An 18,926-nucleotide genomic window follows, 5' to 3' on the forward strand; every position below is an offset into this window, starting at 1 on the left:
ACCCTGACGGAGCCGAGCCACTCGACCGGTGGCGAACCACGACAAGGCGGCGGGTCCGGCGTGAGCCGGAGCAGGGGCGGATCCGGCGTGAGCCGGAGCAGGGGGCCGGCCGGTCCGGCGACAGCCGGGACAGGGGCCGGGCAGCCTGTCCCACGCCAGCCGGAACGAGGGCCGGCCAGCCGCTCCGTCCGACGCGGGATCAGCGGGGGATTCGGCGGTAGGGGGCTGGTCGATCGGGCGAGCGGAGGGGCCGGGAGACCGGGCCGGAGCCGAGCGGGCCACGGCCCGGACAAGCAGAGCCGGGGCCGCACCCCGTGCAGGCGGCACCCTGACGGAGCCGAGCCACTCGACCGGTGGCGAACCACGACAAGGCGGCGGGTCCGGCGTGAGCCGGAGCAGGGGCGGATCCGGCGTGAGCCTGAGCAGGGGGCCGGCCGGTCCGGTGGCGGCCGGGAGCCGAGCCGGTGGTCGGCCCTGTCCCGTCCGTCGACGGAGCCCGTCTCGTCCGTCGCCTCGGTCAGCCCGCGAACGCCGGCTGCGGAAGGCCCTTTCCCGCGCCCGGGACCACCAACAGGGAGCCCGCCACCGGGTGGGGTGTTGTGAGGCCCACCCGGGCCGTTGTGATGTACAGGTCCGTGAGGTCCGGGCCGCCGAAGGCGCAGGCCGTCACGCGGGGCGTGGGGAGTTCGATCACGCGGTCCAGTTCGCCGTCGGGTGTGTAGCGGCGTACCGCTCCGCCGTCCCACAGCGCCACCCACACGCAGCCGTCGGCGTCCACCGTCAGCCCGTCGGGGAAGCCGGCGCCGTCCTCGATCTGCGCGAACCGGCGGCGGTCCACGGCCCGGCCGTCCTCGTGATGGAAGACGTCGACCTGCCGCGTCGGCGAGTCGACGTAGTACATCAGGCGGCCGTCGGGGCTCCATCCGGTGCCGTTGCTCACGGCCACGTCGTCGAGGACGAGCTCGACCGAACCGTCCCCGGTGATCCGGGACAGCGTGCCCCCGCCGGCTGCCTCGTCGTAGCGCATGGTGCCGGCCCACAGGGAGCCGTCGGGGGCTACGGCGGCGTCGTTGGCACGGCGGCCGGGGACGACCTCGCGGTGCAGCCAGCGGAAGGTGTCGTCGGGGTCGACGAGCCCGACACCGTCGCGGAGATTGAGCACCAGCCCGCCGCCGGCCCGCGGCTTGGCCGCGCCCACGTGCTGGTCGGTGACGCGGGTCGTGCGACGGCCGGTCACCGGGTCGTACGTGTAGACACGCGCACCCAGGATGTCGATCCAGATCAGCCGCCCGGCCGCCGCGTCCCAGGTCGGCCCCTCGCCCAGGGTGGCCTCGGCGCGCACCGCCACCTCGTACGCCGTCATACGACGGTCCGGTGGCCGAGGCGCTCCGACAGCTCGACGGCGCCCTTGGCGGCGAGCTGTTCCAGCTCCGCGCGGCGCTCGTCGCTCCAGCGGATCATGGGTACGGAGATCGAGAGGGCGGCCACGACCTGCCCGGTACGGTCCCGCACGGGCGCCGCCACACAGCTCACGTCCGGGTTGGACTCACGGCTCTCGACCGCGATCCCGCGCTGACGGATCTGCGTCAGGGCCTCGCGCAGCGCGGACGGCTCGGTGATGCTGTTGGGAGTCATCCGGACGAGCTCGGCGTCGTCCGGGATCCGCGCGGTGAGCTCCTGCTCCGGAAGGGAGGCCAGCAGCATCTTCCCGACGGACGTGCAGTGCGCCGGCAGCCGCCGTCCGGCCGCCGACACCATACGCACCGCGTGGGTGGAGTCCACCTTGGCGATGTAGATGACGTCGGTACCCTCGAGGATCGCCACGTGCACCGTCTCGTCACAGGTCTCGGCAACGGACCGGGCAACCTGCTGCCCCTCGGCCGCGAGGTCCAGCTGCTCGGCGTAACGGCTCCCGAGCTGGTACGGACGCACACCGAGCCGGTAGCGTCCCGGCTGCCCGGGCACCTGGACGATGTACGACCGGGCGGCGAGCGTGGTGACCAGCTCGTGCACGGTGGTGCGCGGCAGCTGCAGCTTGCGCACGATGTCGGGGGCGGAGAGCGTCCCGTCCCCGTCGAGGAAGAGCTCAAGAATGTCGAGAGCCCGAGTCACGGCAGGTACAAGGCGTCCCACGACCGGCCCCCTCCCTTGTTGTCTGAGGTTGTTGAGGTATTTACCCTAGGCGTCTGTTCGAAATTTCAACAGACGATCGGCATGACGAACACAGGCTACGCATAGTGCGTTTGCCCGGGCAATGGTTCTGCGCAGACCACCTCACGGTCCCTGTGGTACTACTGTCCCCCATGTGCGACACGTCACATCATGTCGTGCACGGGACAGCCGCGGCGGGAGGGGCCGGCGGCGTCCCGGCTGTGTGATTGGGGGGTTTCCATGCATGAAATGGTCAAGGGCTCGAACGTGTCTCTGGCGGCCCTGAGCGAGAACGTCGGTTCGGTGATCGTCGGTCTGGGCTGGGTGAGCCCGAGCGGCGAGGGCGACGCGGACGTGTCCGTCTTATTGCTGGACACGAACGGCAAGGTGCGCAATGACACCGACTTCTACTTCTACAACAACCCGGTGGCCGCCGATGGAAGCGTGCAGCTGCTGGGGAAGACACCGACAGCGGACGGCAACGAGGACCGCATCGGCTTCGACCTGACCGCGGTTCCGGCCGACGTGGACCGGATCGTCGTAGCCGCAAGCCGCTACGAGGGTGCCCGGTTCGGGGAACTCGAAGACGTGAGGGTGACGCTGGCCGACGGCGTGGGCGAGCACCTGCTCCGCTTCACGATCGACGACGCCGACTCGGTGAGCGCGATCATCTTCGGCGAGCTGTACCGGCGTGCGGACGAATGGAAGTTCCGGGCCGTGGGGCAGGGCTACGAAGCAGGACTGGCCGGCCTGGCGACGGACTTCGGCGTGGACATCGACGACGACGCGGCCGAGGCGGAAGCACCGCAAAGCGGGGAGCACCTGGAGACGGCGGTCCCCGCCGCACCCGCCGAGGCTCTTGCGCAGACCACTGCCCTCGAGGCCATCCCGGCTCCCCGGAGGCCCAGCGGCGAGTCCGATGCCGGGCCGAGGAAGCCGGCCCCACGACCTCGCACGGCGAAGAAAAAGGTCACGCTGCCCAGGGAGACCAGGAAGTCCCTGGCGGAGAACGAGTCCTGGAAGGAAGCGCGGCTCTTCCCTGTCTCGGTGCTCAAGAGCGACCGGGACCGCGAGATGCGTGCCACCTCGGTGCTGTTGTCGGTGATGGCACAGGTGCCGGAGTTCGGCCGGAGGCTCACGGCCGCGTTCGGAGCACCGGCGGGCCGCATGGAAACGTTCACCGAGGTCTCCCTGCCGCACGGCGACACACCCCGGCGCCCCGACGGAGTGATCCGCGTCGAACGGGCCGGGAAGCTGTGGACGGCGCTCATCGAGACGAAGACCAACGGCAACTCTCTCAGGGCCGAACAGGTGCAGGCGTACATGGACATCGCCGCCCGTCGTGGCTACGAGGCCGTGATCACGCTCTCGAACGACGTCGCCCTGGAGGGCAGCCCGCTCGTCGACGTCAAGATCGACGGGCGGCGCAAGCACAAGGTGGCCCTGCGGCACCTGTCCTGGGCCGAAGTCGCCCACCAGGCACAGATGTTGATCCGGCACGAGGGCGTGGGCAACGCCGCGCACGCCTGGCTGCTGCAGCAGCTGCTGCAGTATCTGCAGCACGAGAACTCCGGCTGCCACGGCTTCCAGAACATGGGCTCGGCCTGGGTGCCCGTGCGCAACGGAATCGACGACGAGACCCTGTGCCAGGGTGACGCGCGGGCGCTGGAGGTGGTCGAAAGCTGGGAGCGGCTCATCCGCCAGGTGTGTCTCGGTCTCGGCGGCGAACTCGGACAGAAGGTCCTCCCCGCCCAGCGGGCCAAGCGCGGGGCCGATCCTGGGGCTCGCCGGGCCCAACTGGCGGACGAGCTCTGCGTCGACGGGCGGCTCCAGGCGGAGCTGCGCGTCGAGGGTGCGCCGGGTCTGCTGTCCGTCACCGCCGACCTGCGGACCGGCAGGCTGCGCACGTCCGTCGAGATCCCGGCACCGGACCAGGGCTACCCGCTGACCTGGGCCAAGCGGCTGATCCGCCGGCTGGACGAAGCACCGGCGGACCTGCACGTCGAGACCCTGGTCGAAGGCGGGGCGGGTGGGCCCCGCGGGACTCTGGAGCGCCTGCGCCCCGAGCCGGCCGACATGCTCCCGAAGAACACCGCCACCCGGATCACCGGTTTCCGCCTGTCCCTGCTCAAGAGCATGGGCAGCGGCCGCGGCAACGCAGAAACCGGCTTCATCCGCAGCGTGGACGACGCGGTGCAGCGCTTCTACACGACGGTGGTGGTCCACCTGGACGCCGCGACCCCGCGGCGGGCTTCATCGAAGGAGCCTACGGGGTAAGGGAGTTGCGACCGACCGGGCGAAGATCGGAGTGCGCGTGGACGTGCTGGTGACCGGAGGCAGTGGGTTCGTCGGTTGTCATCTGGTGGGGCGGCTGCTGGAGCGCGGGTACCGGGTGCGTGCCACCGTGCGCAGTGTTGCGAACAGGGCGAAGGTGGCGCCCCTGACGGCGTTGCAGGACCGGTTTCCCGGTCGGCTCGAGCTGTTCGAGGCCGATCTGCTCGTCGACGGGGCCTTCGACGAGGCCATGAAGGGGTGCGAGGTCGTCTTTCATGTGGCCTCGCCCTTCTTCATGCCGGAGAGGATCAAGGACGGGCAGCGGGACATGGTCGAGCCCGCCCTTGTCGGTACCCGCAATGTGATCGCGAGCATCGACCGGACGCCGAGCGTCCGCAGGCTCGTCCTCACCTCCACCGTCGGCGCGATATTCGGCGACTACGCGGACGTACGCGACATGGAGGGGCGGATCCTGAGCGAGGCGTACTTCAACACCAGCAGCACCGTCGAGAACAACCCGTACCACTACGCCAAGACCGTGGCGGAGCAGGCCGCCTGGGAGGCCGAGAAGGGGCAGTCGCGGTGGCGCATGGTCGCCGTCAACCCGGGGCTGGTGCTCGGGCCCTCCCTCACGCCCGCCTCCGAGTCGGGCAGCCTCTTCCTTCTCGAAGAGCTCTTCAAGGGGTACTTCTTCTACGGCGCCCCCGACTTCAGCTTCACCACGGCGGACGTGCGGGACGTGGCCGACGCGCACATCGCCGCCGCCGAGAAACCTGACGCGCACGGGCGTTACATCGTCGCGGCCGAGCGGATGACGTCCTTCCATGAGATGGCTCGGATCATTCGGGGGCGGTATCCCAGGGATCGGCGGTTGCCGCGAACCCGCCTTCCGCACTGGCCCGTTCGCATCCTGGGGCCCGCCTTCGGGCTCACCCAGGACTACATCCGGGGGCACCTCGGCATCAGGTTCCGCGTCGACAACAGCCGGAGCGTGCGGGACCTGGGGATCAGCTACCGGCCCGTCGAGGAAACCGTCCTGGACCATTACGAAGCGTGGCGCGCGCAACGGTCCATGTGACGTCGATCCGGCAAACCCCTTCGCGCCGGGCAGCGGCGCGCGGCGCCAGTGCTGCTTCCTCTTGACATCCTCCCCCTCGTGAGCGAGGGAGGTTCCTACGGCTCGCGCCGTGGGGTCTTCTGCTTCATCGCCGACTGCCCGCCCGGAGTTCTCCGTTGGGGTCTTACACCGGCTCCACAGACAGACACCGCCAGCCCGGCGGCCAGAAGGTTCTTCGCGGCGTTCACGTCCCGGTCATGGGTCGTGCCGCAACTGTCACACGTCCACATACGGACGTGCAGCGGCATCTCCGGTTGGAGGGTGCCGCAGTGGGAGCACAGCTTGGAGGAGGGGAAGAAGCGATCCACCGCGATCACTTCCCGCCCGTACCAAGCGGCCTTGTACTCCAGCAGGCCCCGAAACTCCGCCCAGGCAGCATCGCTGATCGCGCGGGCCAGGCTCCGGTTCTTGACCATGGTGCGCACGGTCAGATCCTCGATCACGAGCGTTTGGTTTTCGCGCACGAGTCGAGTGGTCAGCTTGTGCAGGTGGTCCCGCCTGCGGTCCCTGATCCGCGCAGGGATCTTCGCGACCTTTTGCCGGGCCTTGCGCCGGTTGGCACCCTCTCCCCTTGCCTTACGCGACAGTTCCCGCTGTGCCTTCGCCAACTTGCACCGGTCCTTGCGCTCGTGCCGGGGGTTGACGATCTTCTCCCCGGTGGAGAGCGTCAGCAAGTGGTCCAGGCCGACGTCGACACCGACCGCCGAACCGCCCGCCGCGAGCGGCTTGACGGCGTTCGTCGTCACTGGCGCCGCCCCACCTCCCCCAGCACCCCCCTCAACCGCTGTGCCCTGAGCACCAGTTCCAGCTCGAATCGGCGGTCGGGGTCGTCGATCTCGTCGCCCCACAGCTCGCGGATCTGGCGGAGGCGGTAGCGGACGGTCTGGGGGTGGACGCCCAGCCGGGCGGCCACCTCAGGTGCCCCGCCTCGCGTCTCCAGCCACGCCAGTAACGTTTCAGCAAGCCGGCGCCCGTGCGTCGGACCGCAGTGGGTGAGGGGGGCCAGGCAGCGCAGCGCCAGGTCGTCGATCAGTTCCTCGGGCTGGAGCAGGACCAGGGCCTCCGTGTGTTCCGTGCAGTACAGGACGTCCCCGGCGGGCAGCAGCCCCCGTTCCATCAGGTGTACGGCCGCCTCGGCCCAGCGCAGCGACTTCGCCGCGTCGGAAAGCGGTACGGGCGGTCCGATCGCCCCGGACCAGCCGGTCAGCGCCCGGTGCAGCAGTTCGGGGCGGCCGGCCGCGTCGGGTTCGGGGACGACCATGCGGGGCTGCTCGTACTCCATGTCGAGCAGCACACCCTGCCCCACGGCCGGCGCCACCGCCTCGCGGGCCGGGCGCAGCAGCACGCCCACCGCGACCTTGCGCGGCAGCGACCAGCCGACCCGGGCGGCCCGTTCGGTCAGCGCGTCCGCCGGGTCGCCCCGGTGGTGTTCGGCGAGCAGCATTTCCATCAGCCGCCGCTGGAGCCTCAGCCGCTCCCCGGCCTGCCGCGCCGCCGCCTCCGCATAGCCGCGCACCGACTGGTCGACCAGGCCGTCCAGGTACTCGTAACCCGCGTCGACGAGCTCGTACATCGCGGGCGGCGGGATCTCGACGCGCTGGCCGATCTCGGCGAAACGGCGCCAGGCCAGCCGTACGCCCATCCGGTAGATCGCCTGCAGGGAGTCGAGCGAGCGGCCGTGCAGGCCTTCGCCCCGGCCGAACTCCTGGAAGACGCCCGGCGGGACCGTCGGACGGCCCTCCGACTGCTCCAGGTGCTGGACGAAGACCTCGATGGCGCGGCGGATGCCGACCAGGGCCATCGGCTCGCCCGACTCGTCGAGGACGACGGGCAGGTGCGGGTACTCGCGGCGGATCTCGCGCAGGATCTCCTCGGCGAGCGCGGGCGCCTCGGCCATGGCGAGGGTGGCGAACCGGCGGACCTGGAGACGGGGCACGTCGTGCCAGGCCGAGCGGGCGGTGACGGCCGGTGAGTGAGCGGGCGTCACAGGTCAACTCCCTTGCCCGGCTTGCTCGTACGTGATCAATGGGGTGTTGGGCTGGGCGGGCGTCGCATCGAGCAGCGCGACGATGCCGAGCGCGGCGCCCACGGCGAGCGCGGCGGCGGCCACGACGGTGAGCACGGCAGCGAGCAGTCTGGACATCGCAGGGTCAGCCTCTCTGTCCGGAGGTCGTCCCACCCCGGTGCCCCACCCCTGCCTGTCGGCCCCAGTCTCGACAAGCATTGACACCCCGTCAAGAGCAGCCTACGGTTCCCGGCCCAAGGCCCCGTCTTCCCGCCAGTCCGGCGTCGCGGGCCGGAGCGGCCCGAACTCCGTCATCCCTCCCCCTGGAGTGCCCGGATGCGCCGTACAGTCTCCCCCCTTTCGCTGATTCTTCTGGGACTCGGCACGTTTCTGCTGGTCCTGGCGCCGATGCTGGCCTGGTACGTCGAGCCGCGGGCCGCCGTGAACCCGATCGACATCGACACCACCGCCGTCTACAGAGGCACCGGAAGCTACTTCGACACCGACGAGATCGAGACAGTCCACGACAAGCGGATCACGGTCACCCAGCAGGTGCGCGGCAACGTCGCGGACAGCGAGAAGAGCGGGCGGGCGGTGTGGGACGTGACGACGACGGTCGACACGGACAAGTCGCTGCCGGCCGCCGATCCGCACGACGCGCTGGAGTTCTTCCTCAACCGCTGGGTGACGAACCGCCACACCAACCAGCCGGTGCACTGCTGCAAGGAGAACCCGTACTTCGAGGGCGACGCGTATCTGAAGTTCCCCTTCGACGTGCGCCGGAAGTCGTACCAGTGGTGGGACAACTCGCTTGGTTCGACCGTCACTTTGCATTACTCCGGCACCAAGAAGATCCAGGGGTACCGGGGCTACCGCTTCACCGGCACCGTCGCCCCGGCGAAGATCGGGACGCGGCTGGTCCCCGGCACCATCGTCGGCCAGAAGAACAAACCGCAGGTCCTGGCCGAGGAGTGGTACTCCAACCACGGCATCGAGCTGGTCGTCGACCAGCGCACCGGTCGGGTGCTCTACGCCCAGGTCGGCCCCCGGCGCACCCTGCGGGCGCCGGGCACCAAGAAGGACGCCGTGGTGCTGCTGGACAGCCGGAAGCTGGCGTTCACCAACACCACGCAGAAGGACCAGGTGAAGCTGGCCAAAAAGGAGAGCGGTCAGCTGCGCATGGTGGGGCAGACGTTGCCGATTACCGCCGCTGTGGCCGGATTCGTACTGGCGACGGTGGGTGCGGTTTTGGTGGTACGAGGACGGAAGCGTCCCGATTCGCCCGAGACGCCCCGGACTTCACAGGCTTAGCTCACGTTGTGACATGACGTCAGTTCTAATAAGGCGGAAATTTGTCACCCCGGTGAGTAGCCGTGGCGAACGGCTGGGCGAAAACTGTCCAACCCCACCCAAGCACAACGTGTCCACACCCCCCGCCCATGAAGAGCTCAGTCCCCCCACAGCAAGTCCGGAAATCCACTGCTGAGTTCCGCACCCTGAGACGAGTTGGAGCACCCATGCCCCAGCACGTGCCTTCCCCTCCCCCATTCTCGAATTCGCTCGAACGGGGGGACCCCCATCGCGCCACGCACTCCTGGGCTCCGCAGCACCCTTCGGCGCTCCCCCCACAACCGCGCCGAATCGTTTTCCTCGCCCACCGGGATCTCGACAATCCGGCGGCCGGCGGCTCGGAGCTGCTGGTCGACCGGCTCGCCGAGGGACTCACCGACCTCGGCCACCAGGTGACCCTGATCTGTGGGGGTCCCGCGGCCTTCCGGGACTACCGGGTCGTGTCGGCCGGCGGCGAGTTCGCCCACTACCTGCGTGCCCGTTCCGCCTTCGCCCGTCAGGTCGGCGAGACCGACCTGCTGGTCGAGGTCTGCAACGGCATGCCGTACCTCGCACCCCTCTGGCACCACGGCCCCACCCTGTGTCTGGTCAACCACGTCCACTCCGACCTGTGGAAGATGCGGTTCGGCGGGCCCCTCACGCCGGCCGCCCGGATCGGCCGAAGACTTGAGCAGTGGGCGCTGACCGGTGCGCAGCACCGGAGTCTGCTGGTCGCGGTCTCGCCGTCCACGGCGCATGCCCTCCGGGGGATCGGCGTGGAACGGGACCGTATCCGTGTCGTCCACAACGGCGTGGAGGAACCTGGTCCGCGCGCCGACCGGTCGGCCGAGCCGCTGTTCGTGGCCGTCGGCAGACTTGTCGAGTACAAGCGGATCGACCTGCTGCTGAGACTTTGGGAGCGGGTGCGGCCGGTGACCGGCGGCCGGCTGGTCATCGTCGGTGACGGGCCCGAGCGGGGGCGGCTGGAGCAGCTTGCCGGGCCCGGCGTGGAGTTCGTCGGGCACGTCTCCGAGGCGGAGAAGCACCGGCTGTTGTGTGCGGCCTGGTTGTTGCTGCATCCCTCTGCAGTGGAGGGGTGGGGGTTGGTCGTCACCGAGGCTGCGACTCGGGAGACGCCGACCATTGCCTTTGATGTGCCGGGGTTGCGTGATTCCGTCGTGGACGGGGAGACCGGTGTGCTGGCGCACGGGGAGTCCTCGTTCGCCGCTGCTTGGTGCACGCTTGCCCTGTCCGGGCACCGCCGTGAGCTCATGGGCAAGGCTGCGCGGGATCGGGCGGCTCGTTATCGCTGGCATCGGACGGTGAGACAGTTTCGTGCGGTGGCCGCCGAGGCGGTGAGGCACGCCTCCGGCGGGGGTGAGCCGGACTGTGCGCCGCGTCGGTGAGGCCGTGTCTGGGCTGCGGGCCGTTCGTGGCTGGTCGCGCCGTTCCCCGCGCCCCTATGGGGGCGCTCCCCCGCACCGCGGCATGAAAGATCCCTCCTTTCGGCGGTCCCTTGCCCTTTTCCGTGCTTTCCGGCATGAACAGGACGACCCTGAAACGTGCTACGAACTACTCGCCTGCGACGCCGCTGATCAAGTCGAGGCATACGACGGTCCCGTGGACGGTCGTACGGTCGTGGACGTCGGGGGCGGTGGCGGGTACTTCACCGCGGAGTTCCGGCGGCGCGGAGCGCAGGCCTACCTCTTCGAGCCGGACGTACAAGAACTCGGCGAGAAGCCGCCCGACGGGGCCGTGATCGCGGACGGGTACCTGTTGCCGCTGTCCGACGGAGTCTCGGACGTGACCTTCTCCTCCAATGTGCTGGAGCACGTCGCCGATCCCCAGACGTTCCTCAGCGAGCTGGCCCGCGTCACCCGGCCCGGTGGGCTGATCTACGTCTCGTTCACCAACTGGCTGTCCCCGTGGGGCGGTCACGAATGGGCGCCGTGGCACTACTTCGGTGCCGATCGGGCCCGCGCCCGCTATCGGCGGCGTACCGGAAAGCCCGCCAAGCACACCCTCGGCGAGAACCTCTTCGCCGTGCACATCGGCGCCACCCTGCGGCAGGTGCGCGCCCGCGACGACGTCACGGTCGTCTCGGCGCGCTCCCGCTACTGGCCGTTCCTCGCGGAGACCGTCGTGAAAGCGCCGGGGATCCGTGAGGTGGCCACCTGGAACCTTCTCCTCATCCTCCGGCGGTGTCCCCCATGACGACCACGGTCCAGGCCCCTCCTCCGGCAGCCGTCCACACCACCGCGGCCACCTCGGGTCCGCCGGAGGGCCCGCGGTCGCGGCGCTGGCTGGTGGGATTCTGGGCCGTGATGTTGGTGCTGTTCCTGGTGGTGCACCCGGGGCGGCAGACCTTCGACACCAAGCTGGGTGTGACGGGCGACCCGGGTGCCTTCTTCTCCGGCCTGGGGCAGTTGTGGCACGACCAGGGCAGCTTCGGCGGCATCCAGGACCAGTACGCCGGCTATCTGTGGCCGATGCTGCCGTTCTACTGGCTGTGCCACGCGATCAGCCTTCCCGTGTGGCTGGCGGAGCGGCTGTGGCTGTCGCTGATCGTGTCCGTCGCCTTCTGGGGCGCGCTGCGGCTGGCCGAGCGGTTGCGGGTGGGGAGCGGTGGGTCGCGGCTGCTCGCGGGGGTCGCGTATGCGCTGTGGCCCGTCTTCACCATCGTCGTCGGGTCGACGTCGGCGGCCGCGCTGCCCGGTGCCTTTCTGCCCTGGGTGCTGCTGCCGCTGACGAACGAGCGGTACAGCGCCCGGGTCGCCGCCCTGCGCTCGGCGCTGATCGTCCCCTTCATGGGCGGCGTGAACGGCGCTTCCACGCTGGCCTCGCTGCTGCCGGTCGGGCTGTATCTGCTCTCCCGCCCGCCCGGGCCTCGGCAGCGCAAGTTGATCGCCTGGTGGGTGCCGGGGGTGATCGTGGCGACCGCCTGGTGGTGGATACCGCTGGTCATGCTCGGTGTCTACGGCGAGAACTTCCTTCCGTACGTGGAGACTTCGCAGACCACGACGGCCACCATGTCGGCGACGGAGGCACTGCGCGGGGCCGGCAACTGGGTCGCGTATCTGCACTTCGGGCAGGCCTGGCTGCCGGCCGGGTGGACGGTCGCCGCGTCGGTGATCGTCGTCGTGTGTTCGGCGCTCGCTGCCGGGCTCGGTCTGGCGGGGCTCGCGAGACGGGACATGCCGGAGCGGCGGTGGCTGGTGCTGACCGTGATCTCCACGGTTCTGGTGCTGCTCGCCGGGTACGGCGGCGCGTTCGGCGCGCCCTTCCACGGGGTCGTGCAGGACTGGCTGAACGGCGGACTCGTCCCCTTCCGGAACATCTACAAGTTCCAGACGGGACTGGCGCTGGCGCTGGTGCTGGGGCTCGCGCACGTGGTGGGGGTCGCGGCCGAGCCGCGGGGTGCGCGGCCGGTGCGCGGGCGCCGGTTCGTCCCGCTGATCGCTGCGGTGCTCATCCTGCCGGGTCTGATGTGGCCGTATCTCAACGGCTCGATCCTCAACCCGGGGTCTTTCCAGGAGCTTCCCAAGTACTGGAAGACCACGGCCAGTTGGCTGGAGAAGTACTCCCCGGACTCCCGTGCCCTCGTCGTCCCGGCCACCTCGCACGGCATCTACACCTGGGGCTCCCCCATCGACCAGCCCCTCGACGTCCTCGCCAAGTCCCGCTGGGCGCAACGGGACTACGTGCCCTTCGGCACCCCCGGCAACCGGCGCGCGATGGACGCGGTGGAGGACGCCCTGGCCTCCGGGAGTGACGTCCCGGGGCTTGCCGACTACTTGAGCCGGGCAGGCGTCTACTACGTCGTCGTACGCAACGACCTCGACCCCGACCAGATCGGCTCCGTACCGACCACGACCGTGAAGCGGACCCTGGAGCAGTCGGGGTACGTCCGGGTGACGGGCTTCGGGCCGGTCATGACCGGCGGGAAGATCGCGCACGACGCTCCGCTGCAGGTCGAGGGGTTGTATCCGCGGCAGCGGGCGGTCGAGATCTACGAACCCTCGGGCGACGGCGTGCCGCGACCGGGGCAGGCGCACCTGCTGCCCGTCTCCGACACCGCGGTCGTCTCCGGCGGTCCCGAGGCCCTGCTGCCGCTCGCCTCCGAGCTGCGCGGCCGTGCGACCGTGCTGACCGGCGACAACCACCCCGGGCTCGGCTCCCCGCCGCTCCAGGTGGTCGGCGACGGGCTGCGCCGCGCGGACACACGGTTCGGGCTGGTCAGCGGCAACACCTCGTACACGTACACCAGTTCCGAGCGGAACGCGCCGGACGCCGTGCAGGACGCGGGGAAGAAACCGCACCAGATCCTGCCGACCAAGGGGCTCGACCACCAGACGGTGGCCCAGCTGCGCGGCGCGCGCTCGGTGACGGCGTCCTCCAGCGGCAACTGGCTCTTCCACCTCCCGCAGTACGACCCGGTGAACGCCTTCGACGGCAACCCGGACACGGCCTGGGCCGAGGGCGCACCCGGCTCGGCGGACGGGCAGTGGCTGCGGATCGGCTTCACCGACTCGTACGACATGCCGTCCTCGTTCAAGGTGACCCCGCTGCCGCAGGAGAGCGTGCGGTCGGCGGCGACGAAGGTGCGGGTGGAGACCGAGAAGGGGGAGCGGACCAGCTTCCTGCGGCCGAACGGCCAGACGCAGACCATCAAGGCGCCGGCAGGCGCGACGGGTTGGATGAAGCTGACGATCGTCGACTCGGTGGAGCGTCGCTCGGGTCTGACGGGGGCGGGCTTCGCCGAGATCTCCCTCCAGCACGTCCAGGTGACCCGCCTCCTCCGGCTGCCCACGGACGCGGACGACTCCGACGACGCCGCCACCCTCATCTCCCTGCACCGCACCGCCGACCCCACCGGCCTCTCCGCGACCGGCACCGAAGCCGGCCTGCACCGCCGCTTCACCACGGCCACGGCGGGGACGTACGAGGTGAAGGCGGGCGCCGTGCCGGTGAACGGCGCGGAACTCGACAAGCTGCTGTACCAGGTCGCCCCCGACCAGCAGAACCGCATCGTCGCCACCGCCGACTCCACGGCGGCCCTCGGCGCGGGCCTGTCGGCGCGCAACCTCACCGACGGCGATCTGACGACGGCGTGGATCGCGGGCGACCGGCCCACGATCCATCTGCGCTGGAGCGGCAAACAGCCGGTGGGGGAGATCGTGCTGGCACCCGCGGGCGGCCTGTCGACCCGTCCCACGCAGGTGGACATCAGCTCCCCCGACGGTGCGACCATCGCCGGCGCCGACGAGAACGGCGTGGTCCGCTTCGACCCGATCACCACCGACCGCCTGGACATCACGATCACCCAGACGGCACCCCTGACCCTCCACAACCCCGTCGCCGACGAGGACCTTCAGCTCCCGGTGGGCCTGACCGAGGCGTACATCCCGGCGCTCGACCAGTACCGCACCCCGCAGCCGAGCAGCTCCCGCACCTTCTCGCTGCCGTGCGGGCAGGGGCCGGACGTGGCGGTGGACGGCAAGCTGTACCAGACCAGCGCGAAGGGGACGGTACGGGACCTGACGGAGCGCCGGACGGTAGAGGTGACGCTCTGCCAGCGGGGCCGTAACGACGGCGAACTGGAGCTGGGAGCCGGTACGCACCGCGTCGAGGCCGGGGACGCCGGACCGCTCACCCTGACCGACGTGACCCTGACCCGCGGCACCGTCACCGAACCCACAACTGTGGAACGCCAGTTGACGATTCGGGACTGGCTGGGCGACCGCCGCGAGGTGACGGTCGGCTCCGGTGCGGCCACGTATCTGACGACGTACGAGAACTACAACGACGGCTGGAAGGCCACCCTGGGCGGCAAGGAGCTGACCCCGGTCCGCCTCGACGGCTGGCAGCAGGGCTGGCGGATCCCGGCCGGGGCGGGCGGCACCGTCAAGCTGTCATACGAGCCCGCGACGACCTACGAGGGCGGGCTGATCGGCGGCGGGGTCGGGCTGGCGGTCCTTGTCGGGCTGGTCGTCTGGCGCCGCCGCTCACCCAACCCCGATCTGCCGCAGCCGGTACCGCCGCTCCCCGGGCTGTGGCTCGGCACGGTGGCCCTGACGGTGGTGGGTGTGCTGATCGCCGGATGGTTCGCGCTGCTGGTGCCCGCGCTGGCACTGCTGGCGTATCGCCGGCACGCGCTGCTCGTGCCGCTCGCGTTCGTCGCCCTCGCGGGGGCGGGCATCGCGGCGGCCACAGGGGCCGGGGAGCCCGTGGGCGCGGGCGAGGGCGCCTTCGGCCACACGGCCCAACTCCTTGCACTGATCGGCCTGTTCGCGGGCGTGGTGAGCATAAGGGAGCCCGCCGAAGGACCGGGCTCGACGGCGGTGCTGCCGCCGGTACCCGGCTCCGAGGCACCCACCCGCCCACTCCCGCAACGGCACCGCGGCTCGACCGGACCGGTGCCTGGGGGCGAGACCGCACCGCCCCCGCCCCCCGACGCCGGACCGACCGTCTCGGCACGCGGCCCCGGCGGCCCCGATCCCGACCCGCCGACCGCGCGGATCCAGTTCCGCAAACCGAAGTTCCGGCCGACCCCGCCCGAGGAGGCACAGCGGCCGGAAGCCGACAGGGGGAGGGACGAACCCACGTGACCGCACTCGAACACCCCGCCCGCGCCGACGGCCCGGCAGCACAACCACCGGGCCGCATCCCCTTCCCCGTCGTCGACGAGGTCGCCCGGCACTGCCTCCAGGAAGAAGAACCGGAGACGGTGCACATCGAGGTCCACCTACCGGGCCCCCTGGACCGCGACCTCCTGCGCGCAGCCTTCACGGAGGCCCTGCGCCGCCACCCCCGCATCCTGATGCGCGAGGCCTCCGGCCACTGGTACCGGCGCCGCTACGAGTGGGAACTGACGGGAGAGCCGGACACAGAGGTGGTGACCTTCCTGCGGGCAGGTCCCCACGCGTTGCGCGACGCACGAACCCGGGCCCTGACGACGGCTCCCCCGCTGACCTTGTCACCACCGATACGTCTGGAGGTGGTGGAGGGCGCAGGACCTGCGGAGGGCAGCGAGGCAACAGACGCGGTCGGCACGACGGCAGCCACGGGCGCCGACGCCGGGGGGGCTAATGCCGAAGTAGCTGCGGGCGCCGCCGCCGATACCGCCGCCGCCGTAACTGCGGGCAATCGTCCCGCTGGGGCGGCTCCCGACCCAAAGAGAGCGGCACCCCGCGAGCGCGGGCCGGCGACCGCGACCCCCACCAGCTCCGGCACAGCCCACGGCACGGTCCTGTTCCTGACCATCAACCACACAGCGCTGGACGGCCCCGCCTGCCTCCGAGTCCTGGCCACGGCCGCGGAAATCTACGGTGGCCAGGACAACTCCCCCGCCGCGCCACCCACCCGCACACCAGACCTCCCCCAAGACCCCGTCGACACCCCGTCCAACTGGTCCCCACCCGCCAGGGTGGCCCAAGGCACCCCCGAACCCTCCCCCGGCAACGGCATGCTCGTCACCGAACTCGCCCTCCCCCACCGCCCCAAGGGCTCCCCCTACACGGTGAACGACCAGCTCATGGTCACCACAGCCCTCACCATCGCCCACTGGAACAGAGAACACGGCGCGAACCCCCGCCCCCTCCGCATCACCATGCCCGTGGACGACCGCCCCCGAGACGCCACCATGCCCATGGGCAACGGCACCCGTCTGGTCGAAGTCCCCTTCTCCCCAGAGGAGTTGGCCGCCCACGACCCCACCGCCATGCCCGCGCTACTGCGCCGCACGGCAACCCGCACACGCGCCCTGAAATCCCTCCCCCGGCCCCAACTCGGCCACGGCGCAGCCCTCCTCACGGCCCCCGTCACCCCCGTAGCCTGGCGAGCCGCCCTCACCCGCGGCCTCCGCAAGGCCGCGGCACCCTGGACATCCACAACCCTCCTCAGCAACATCGGCCGCATCCCGTACCCCCTGGACTTCGGCGAGGAGGCGGGCCGCGCGCACGCGGTCTGGTTCTCGGCGCCGGCCCGTATGCCCCGCGGCCTCACCGTCACCACCGCCTCCACGGCGGGCCGCCTCCACCTCGCCCTGCGCTGGTCCCGCGCCCTGCTCAGCCACGGCGACGGCGCCCACCTCCGCGACCTGTTCGAGCACTATCTGCACTCCACGGAGGTGACCCCGTGAACGCGACCACCGCCCCCGTGCACCGCCCTGACCTGCGCGACTTCTACGAGGACCCCGCCGTCCCGGTCGCCTCCGGCACCCCCCGCAGCCTCCGCCAGGCCCGCATGCTGGCCGCCGCCCTCGGCCCGGCGGCCACCGGCACACCCCGCACCATCCTCGACATCGGCTGCGGCGACGGCACCGCGGCCGCCACCGCGGCCCCCCTCCTGACCGGCCACCGCATCATCGGCGTCGACTGGTCCCAGGACGCCCTGAAACGGGCCCGCACCCACCTGTCGTACGCCATCCGCGGCGAACTCACCGACGGCGGGCTCCCGTTCAAGACGGCCTCCGCCGACGCCGTGCTGTTCAGCGAGGTGATCGAGCACCTGGTCGACCCGGACGCCGCCCTCGACGAGATCCGCCGCATCCTGCGCCCGGGCGGCCACCTGATGCTCTCCACCCCGAACCTGGCCGCCTGGTACAACCGTGCCCTGCTGCTGGCCGGTGTGCAGCCCGTCTTCTCCGAGGTCAGTCTGCGGGCGATCCACGGACGGCCCGGCACGGAGGTGGTCGGACACCTGCGGCTCTACACCGCCCGTGCGCTACGGGAGTTCGTCGCCGCGTCCGGTTTCGAGGTCGTGGACGTCAAAGGCGCCCCCTTCCACGGCGTGCCCCGCCCCCTGCGCCCCTTCGACCGGCTGGCCTGCTCCAGACCCTCGCTCGCCTCGATCCTTCTCCTGCACGCCCGAAAGACGTAGAGGGGGCACGGACGATGTGGTGGGGAGTGGCCGCGGCCCTGCTGGCGAACACCCTGTACAGCCTCGGTTTCGTCCTGGAGAAACGGGCGCTCACCTCGCTCCCCGAGGTGACGATCCGCAACCCCGCCCGGCTGCTCAGACTGGTGCTGGGCAGCCCGCTGTGGATCGGCGGTTCCCTCGCCCTCGCCTCCGGTTTCGGCGCCCAGCTCGTCGTGTACCGGACGCTGCCGATCGCCGCCGCCCAGGGCATCTTCGTCTCCGGTCTGGTGCTCCTCGTCCTGCTCTCCGCCCGGCTGCTGGGCGAGGAGACGACCGGACGGGAACGGTACGCGCTCGGCGCGATCCTCGCCGCGCTGCTGATGGTCGTGCTCTCCCTCAAGGAGGGCTCGGACACGGTCAGCCGCAGCGCCCCGTACCAGCTGATCCTGCTGGTGTGCGTGCCGTCGCTGGCAGGCGGTGTGTGGCTGTACGGGGCCGCGGAGCGACGCACCCGCCACCGCCACCGCGCACCGACGACGGGCGTGGAGTACGGGGTGGCCGTCGGCCTGCTGTACGGGGTCAGCTCGCTCGCCATCAAGGGCGTGTCGAGCTACCTGACGTCGAGCGGGCTGGGCGGTGCGGTGGTCGGCCTGCTCAAGTCCCCGTACCCGTATCTCCTTCTCTTCACCGGCGCGTTCGGTCTGGTGATGTCGCAGGCCGCGCTGCAGCGCTGCCGGGCCTCGCTGATCGTGCCGGTGTGCACGACGGTGACCTGCCTCTACACGGCCGTACTCGGCACCCTCTCCTTCGGCGAGGCGCTCCCGCACGACCCGCTGCGGCTCGCCCTGCGCCTGGCGGGCACCGTCCTCGCCGTCTCCGTCCTGCTGGCCATGCCCAAGCACGACCAGCCGGCACCCCAGGCTCCACCCCAACCCCCCATCGCCACCAAGGAGTTGACCCCTCCATGAACCCCGACGACCCGCTGCTGCGGATCCTGGCGTGCCCGCTCGACAAGGGCCCGCTGCACCTCGTGAGGCCGGACGGACCGGCGGCCCCCGAGGCCCTGTACAACCCGCGCCTGCACCGCCGTTACCCGATCGTCGACGGCATCCCGCAGCTGCTGCCGTCCTCCGGGGAGCAGGTGTCGGACGACGAGCACGAGGCGTTGCTCAAGCGGATGGCCCAGTGACC

General features: G+C 70.9%; 14 protein-coding genes and 1 pseudogene. 10 read left to right on the forward strand and 5 right to left on the reverse strand.

The features are described from left to right. Window positions 1-517 precede the first annotated feature (517 nt). Both EDD92_RS15760 and EDD92_RS15765 read right to left on the reverse strand, forming a co-directional pair. Window positions 518-1,363, reverse strand: a complete 846-nt coding sequence (locus tag EDD92_RS15760) for an SMP-30/gluconolactonase/LRE family protein (protein WP_123964905.1) — start codon at window positions 1,361-1,363, stop codon at window positions 518-520. Then, the gene (locus tag EDD92_RS15765) at window positions 1,360-2,133 is read right to left on the reverse strand and encodes an IclR family transcriptional regulator (protein ID WP_123964906.1); all 774 of its coding nucleotides are present in this window, start codon (window positions 2,131-2,133) and stop codon (window positions 1,360-1,362) included. The genes EDD92_RS15760 and EDD92_RS15765 overlap by 4 nt, the downstream gene beginning before the upstream one ends. A gap of 258 nt (window positions 2,134-2,391) precedes the next feature. On the opposite strand from EDD92_RS15765, the gene EDD92_RS15770 reads away from it, so the two are divergent. Then, complete coding sequence (locus EDD92_RS15770) at window positions 2,392-4,428, forward strand: TerD family protein (protein ID WP_123964907.1); 2,037 nt, start codon at window positions 2,392-2,394, stop codon at window positions 4,426-4,428. A gap of 37 nt (window positions 4,429-4,465) precedes the next feature. Then, window positions 4,466-5,503: an NAD-dependent epimerase/dehydratase family protein gene (locus tag EDD92_RS15775; RefSeq protein ID WP_123964908.1), complete on the forward strand. Its 1,038-nt coding sequence runs from the start codon at window positions 4,466-4,468 to the stop codon at window positions 5,501-5,503. 95 nt (window positions 5,504-5,598) lie between these two features. Here EDD92_RS15775 and EDD92_RS15780 read toward each other — a convergent pair. The 3 genes and pseudogenes from EDD92_RS15780 to EDD92_RS49835 form a co-directional block, all read right to left on the reverse strand. After that, window positions 5,599-6,273: pseudogene (locus EDD92_RS15780) on the reverse strand (RNA-guided endonuclease TnpB family protein); the annotation flags it as partial. An 11-nt stretch (window positions 6,274-6,284) separates the two neighbouring features. Further along, window positions 6,285-7,529, reverse strand: coding sequence for a CdaR family transcriptional regulator (locus tag EDD92_RS15785; RefSeq protein WP_123964909.1), 1,245 nt, complete (start codon window positions 7,527-7,529; stop codon window positions 6,285-6,287). Between the two features lie 3 nt (window positions 7,530-7,532). Further along, entirely contained in the window at window positions 7,533-7,685 is a 153-nt protein-coding gene (locus tag EDD92_RS49835; RefSeq protein ID WP_185124029.1) for a hypothetical protein, read from the reverse strand. 198 nt (window positions 7,686-7,883) lie between these two features. Here EDD92_RS49835 and EDD92_RS15790 point away from each other — a divergent pair, with 198 nt between their 5' ends. The 8 genes from EDD92_RS15790 (at window position 7,884) to EDD92_RS15825 (ending at window position 18,924) form a co-directional block, all read left to right on the forward strand. After that, the gene (locus EDD92_RS15790; protein WP_123964910.1) at window positions 7,884-8,858 is read left to right on the forward strand and encodes a DUF3068 domain-containing protein; all 975 of its coding nucleotides are present in this window, start codon (window positions 7,884-7,886) and stop codon (window positions 8,856-8,858) included. A 206-nt stretch (window positions 8,859-9,064) separates the two neighbouring features. Beyond that, window positions 9,065-10,282 (forward strand): glycosyltransferase family 4 protein, encoded by a 1,218-nt coding sequence (locus tag EDD92_RS15795; RefSeq protein WP_123964911.1) that lies wholly within the window; start codon window positions 9,065-9,067, stop codon window positions 10,280-10,282. A gap of 82 nt (window positions 10,283-10,364) precedes the next feature. Next, on the forward strand, window positions 10,365-11,090 hold the full coding sequence (locus EDD92_RS15800; protein WP_123964912.1) for a class I SAM-dependent methyltransferase: 726 nt from the start codon (window positions 10,365-10,367) through the stop codon (window positions 11,088-11,090). Further along, complete coding sequence (locus EDD92_RS15805; RefSeq protein WP_123964913.1) at window positions 11,087-15,484, forward strand: alpha-(1->3)-arabinofuranosyltransferase; 4,398 nt, start codon at window positions 11,087-11,089, stop codon at window positions 15,482-15,484. The genes EDD92_RS15800 and EDD92_RS15805 overlap by 4 nt, the downstream gene beginning before the upstream one ends. Next, the gene (locus EDD92_RS15810; RefSeq protein WP_123964914.1) at window positions 15,481-17,016 is read left to right on the forward strand and encodes a condensation protein; all 1,536 of its coding nucleotides are present in this window, start codon (window positions 15,481-15,483) and stop codon (window positions 17,014-17,016) included. Before EDD92_RS15805 ends, EDD92_RS15810 begins: the two co-directional genes overlap by 4 nt. Then, window positions 17,013-17,756: a class I SAM-dependent methyltransferase gene (locus EDD92_RS15815; RefSeq protein WP_123964915.1), complete on the forward strand. Its 744-nt coding sequence runs from the start codon at window positions 17,013-17,015 to the stop codon at window positions 17,754-17,756. The genes EDD92_RS15810 and EDD92_RS15815 overlap by 4 nt, the downstream gene beginning before the upstream one ends. A gap of 26 nt (window positions 17,757-17,782) precedes the next feature. Then, window positions 17,783-18,703, forward strand: coding sequence for a hypothetical protein (locus tag EDD92_RS15820; RefSeq protein ID WP_123970410.1), 921 nt, complete (start codon window positions 17,783-17,785; stop codon window positions 18,701-18,703). Continuing rightward, the gene (locus tag EDD92_RS15825; protein WP_123964916.1) at window positions 18,700-18,924 is read left to right on the forward strand and encodes a Trm112 family protein; all 225 of its coding nucleotides are present in this window, start codon (window positions 18,700-18,702) and stop codon (window positions 18,922-18,924) included. Before EDD92_RS15820 ends, EDD92_RS15825 begins: the two co-directional genes overlap by 4 nt. The last annotated feature ends 2 nt before the right edge of the window (window positions 18,925-18,926 follow it).

Source organism: Streptomyces sp. TLI_185 (genome assembly GCF_003814765.1).
GTDB lineage: Bacteria > Actinomycetota > Actinomycetes > Streptomycetales > Streptomycetaceae > Streptomyces.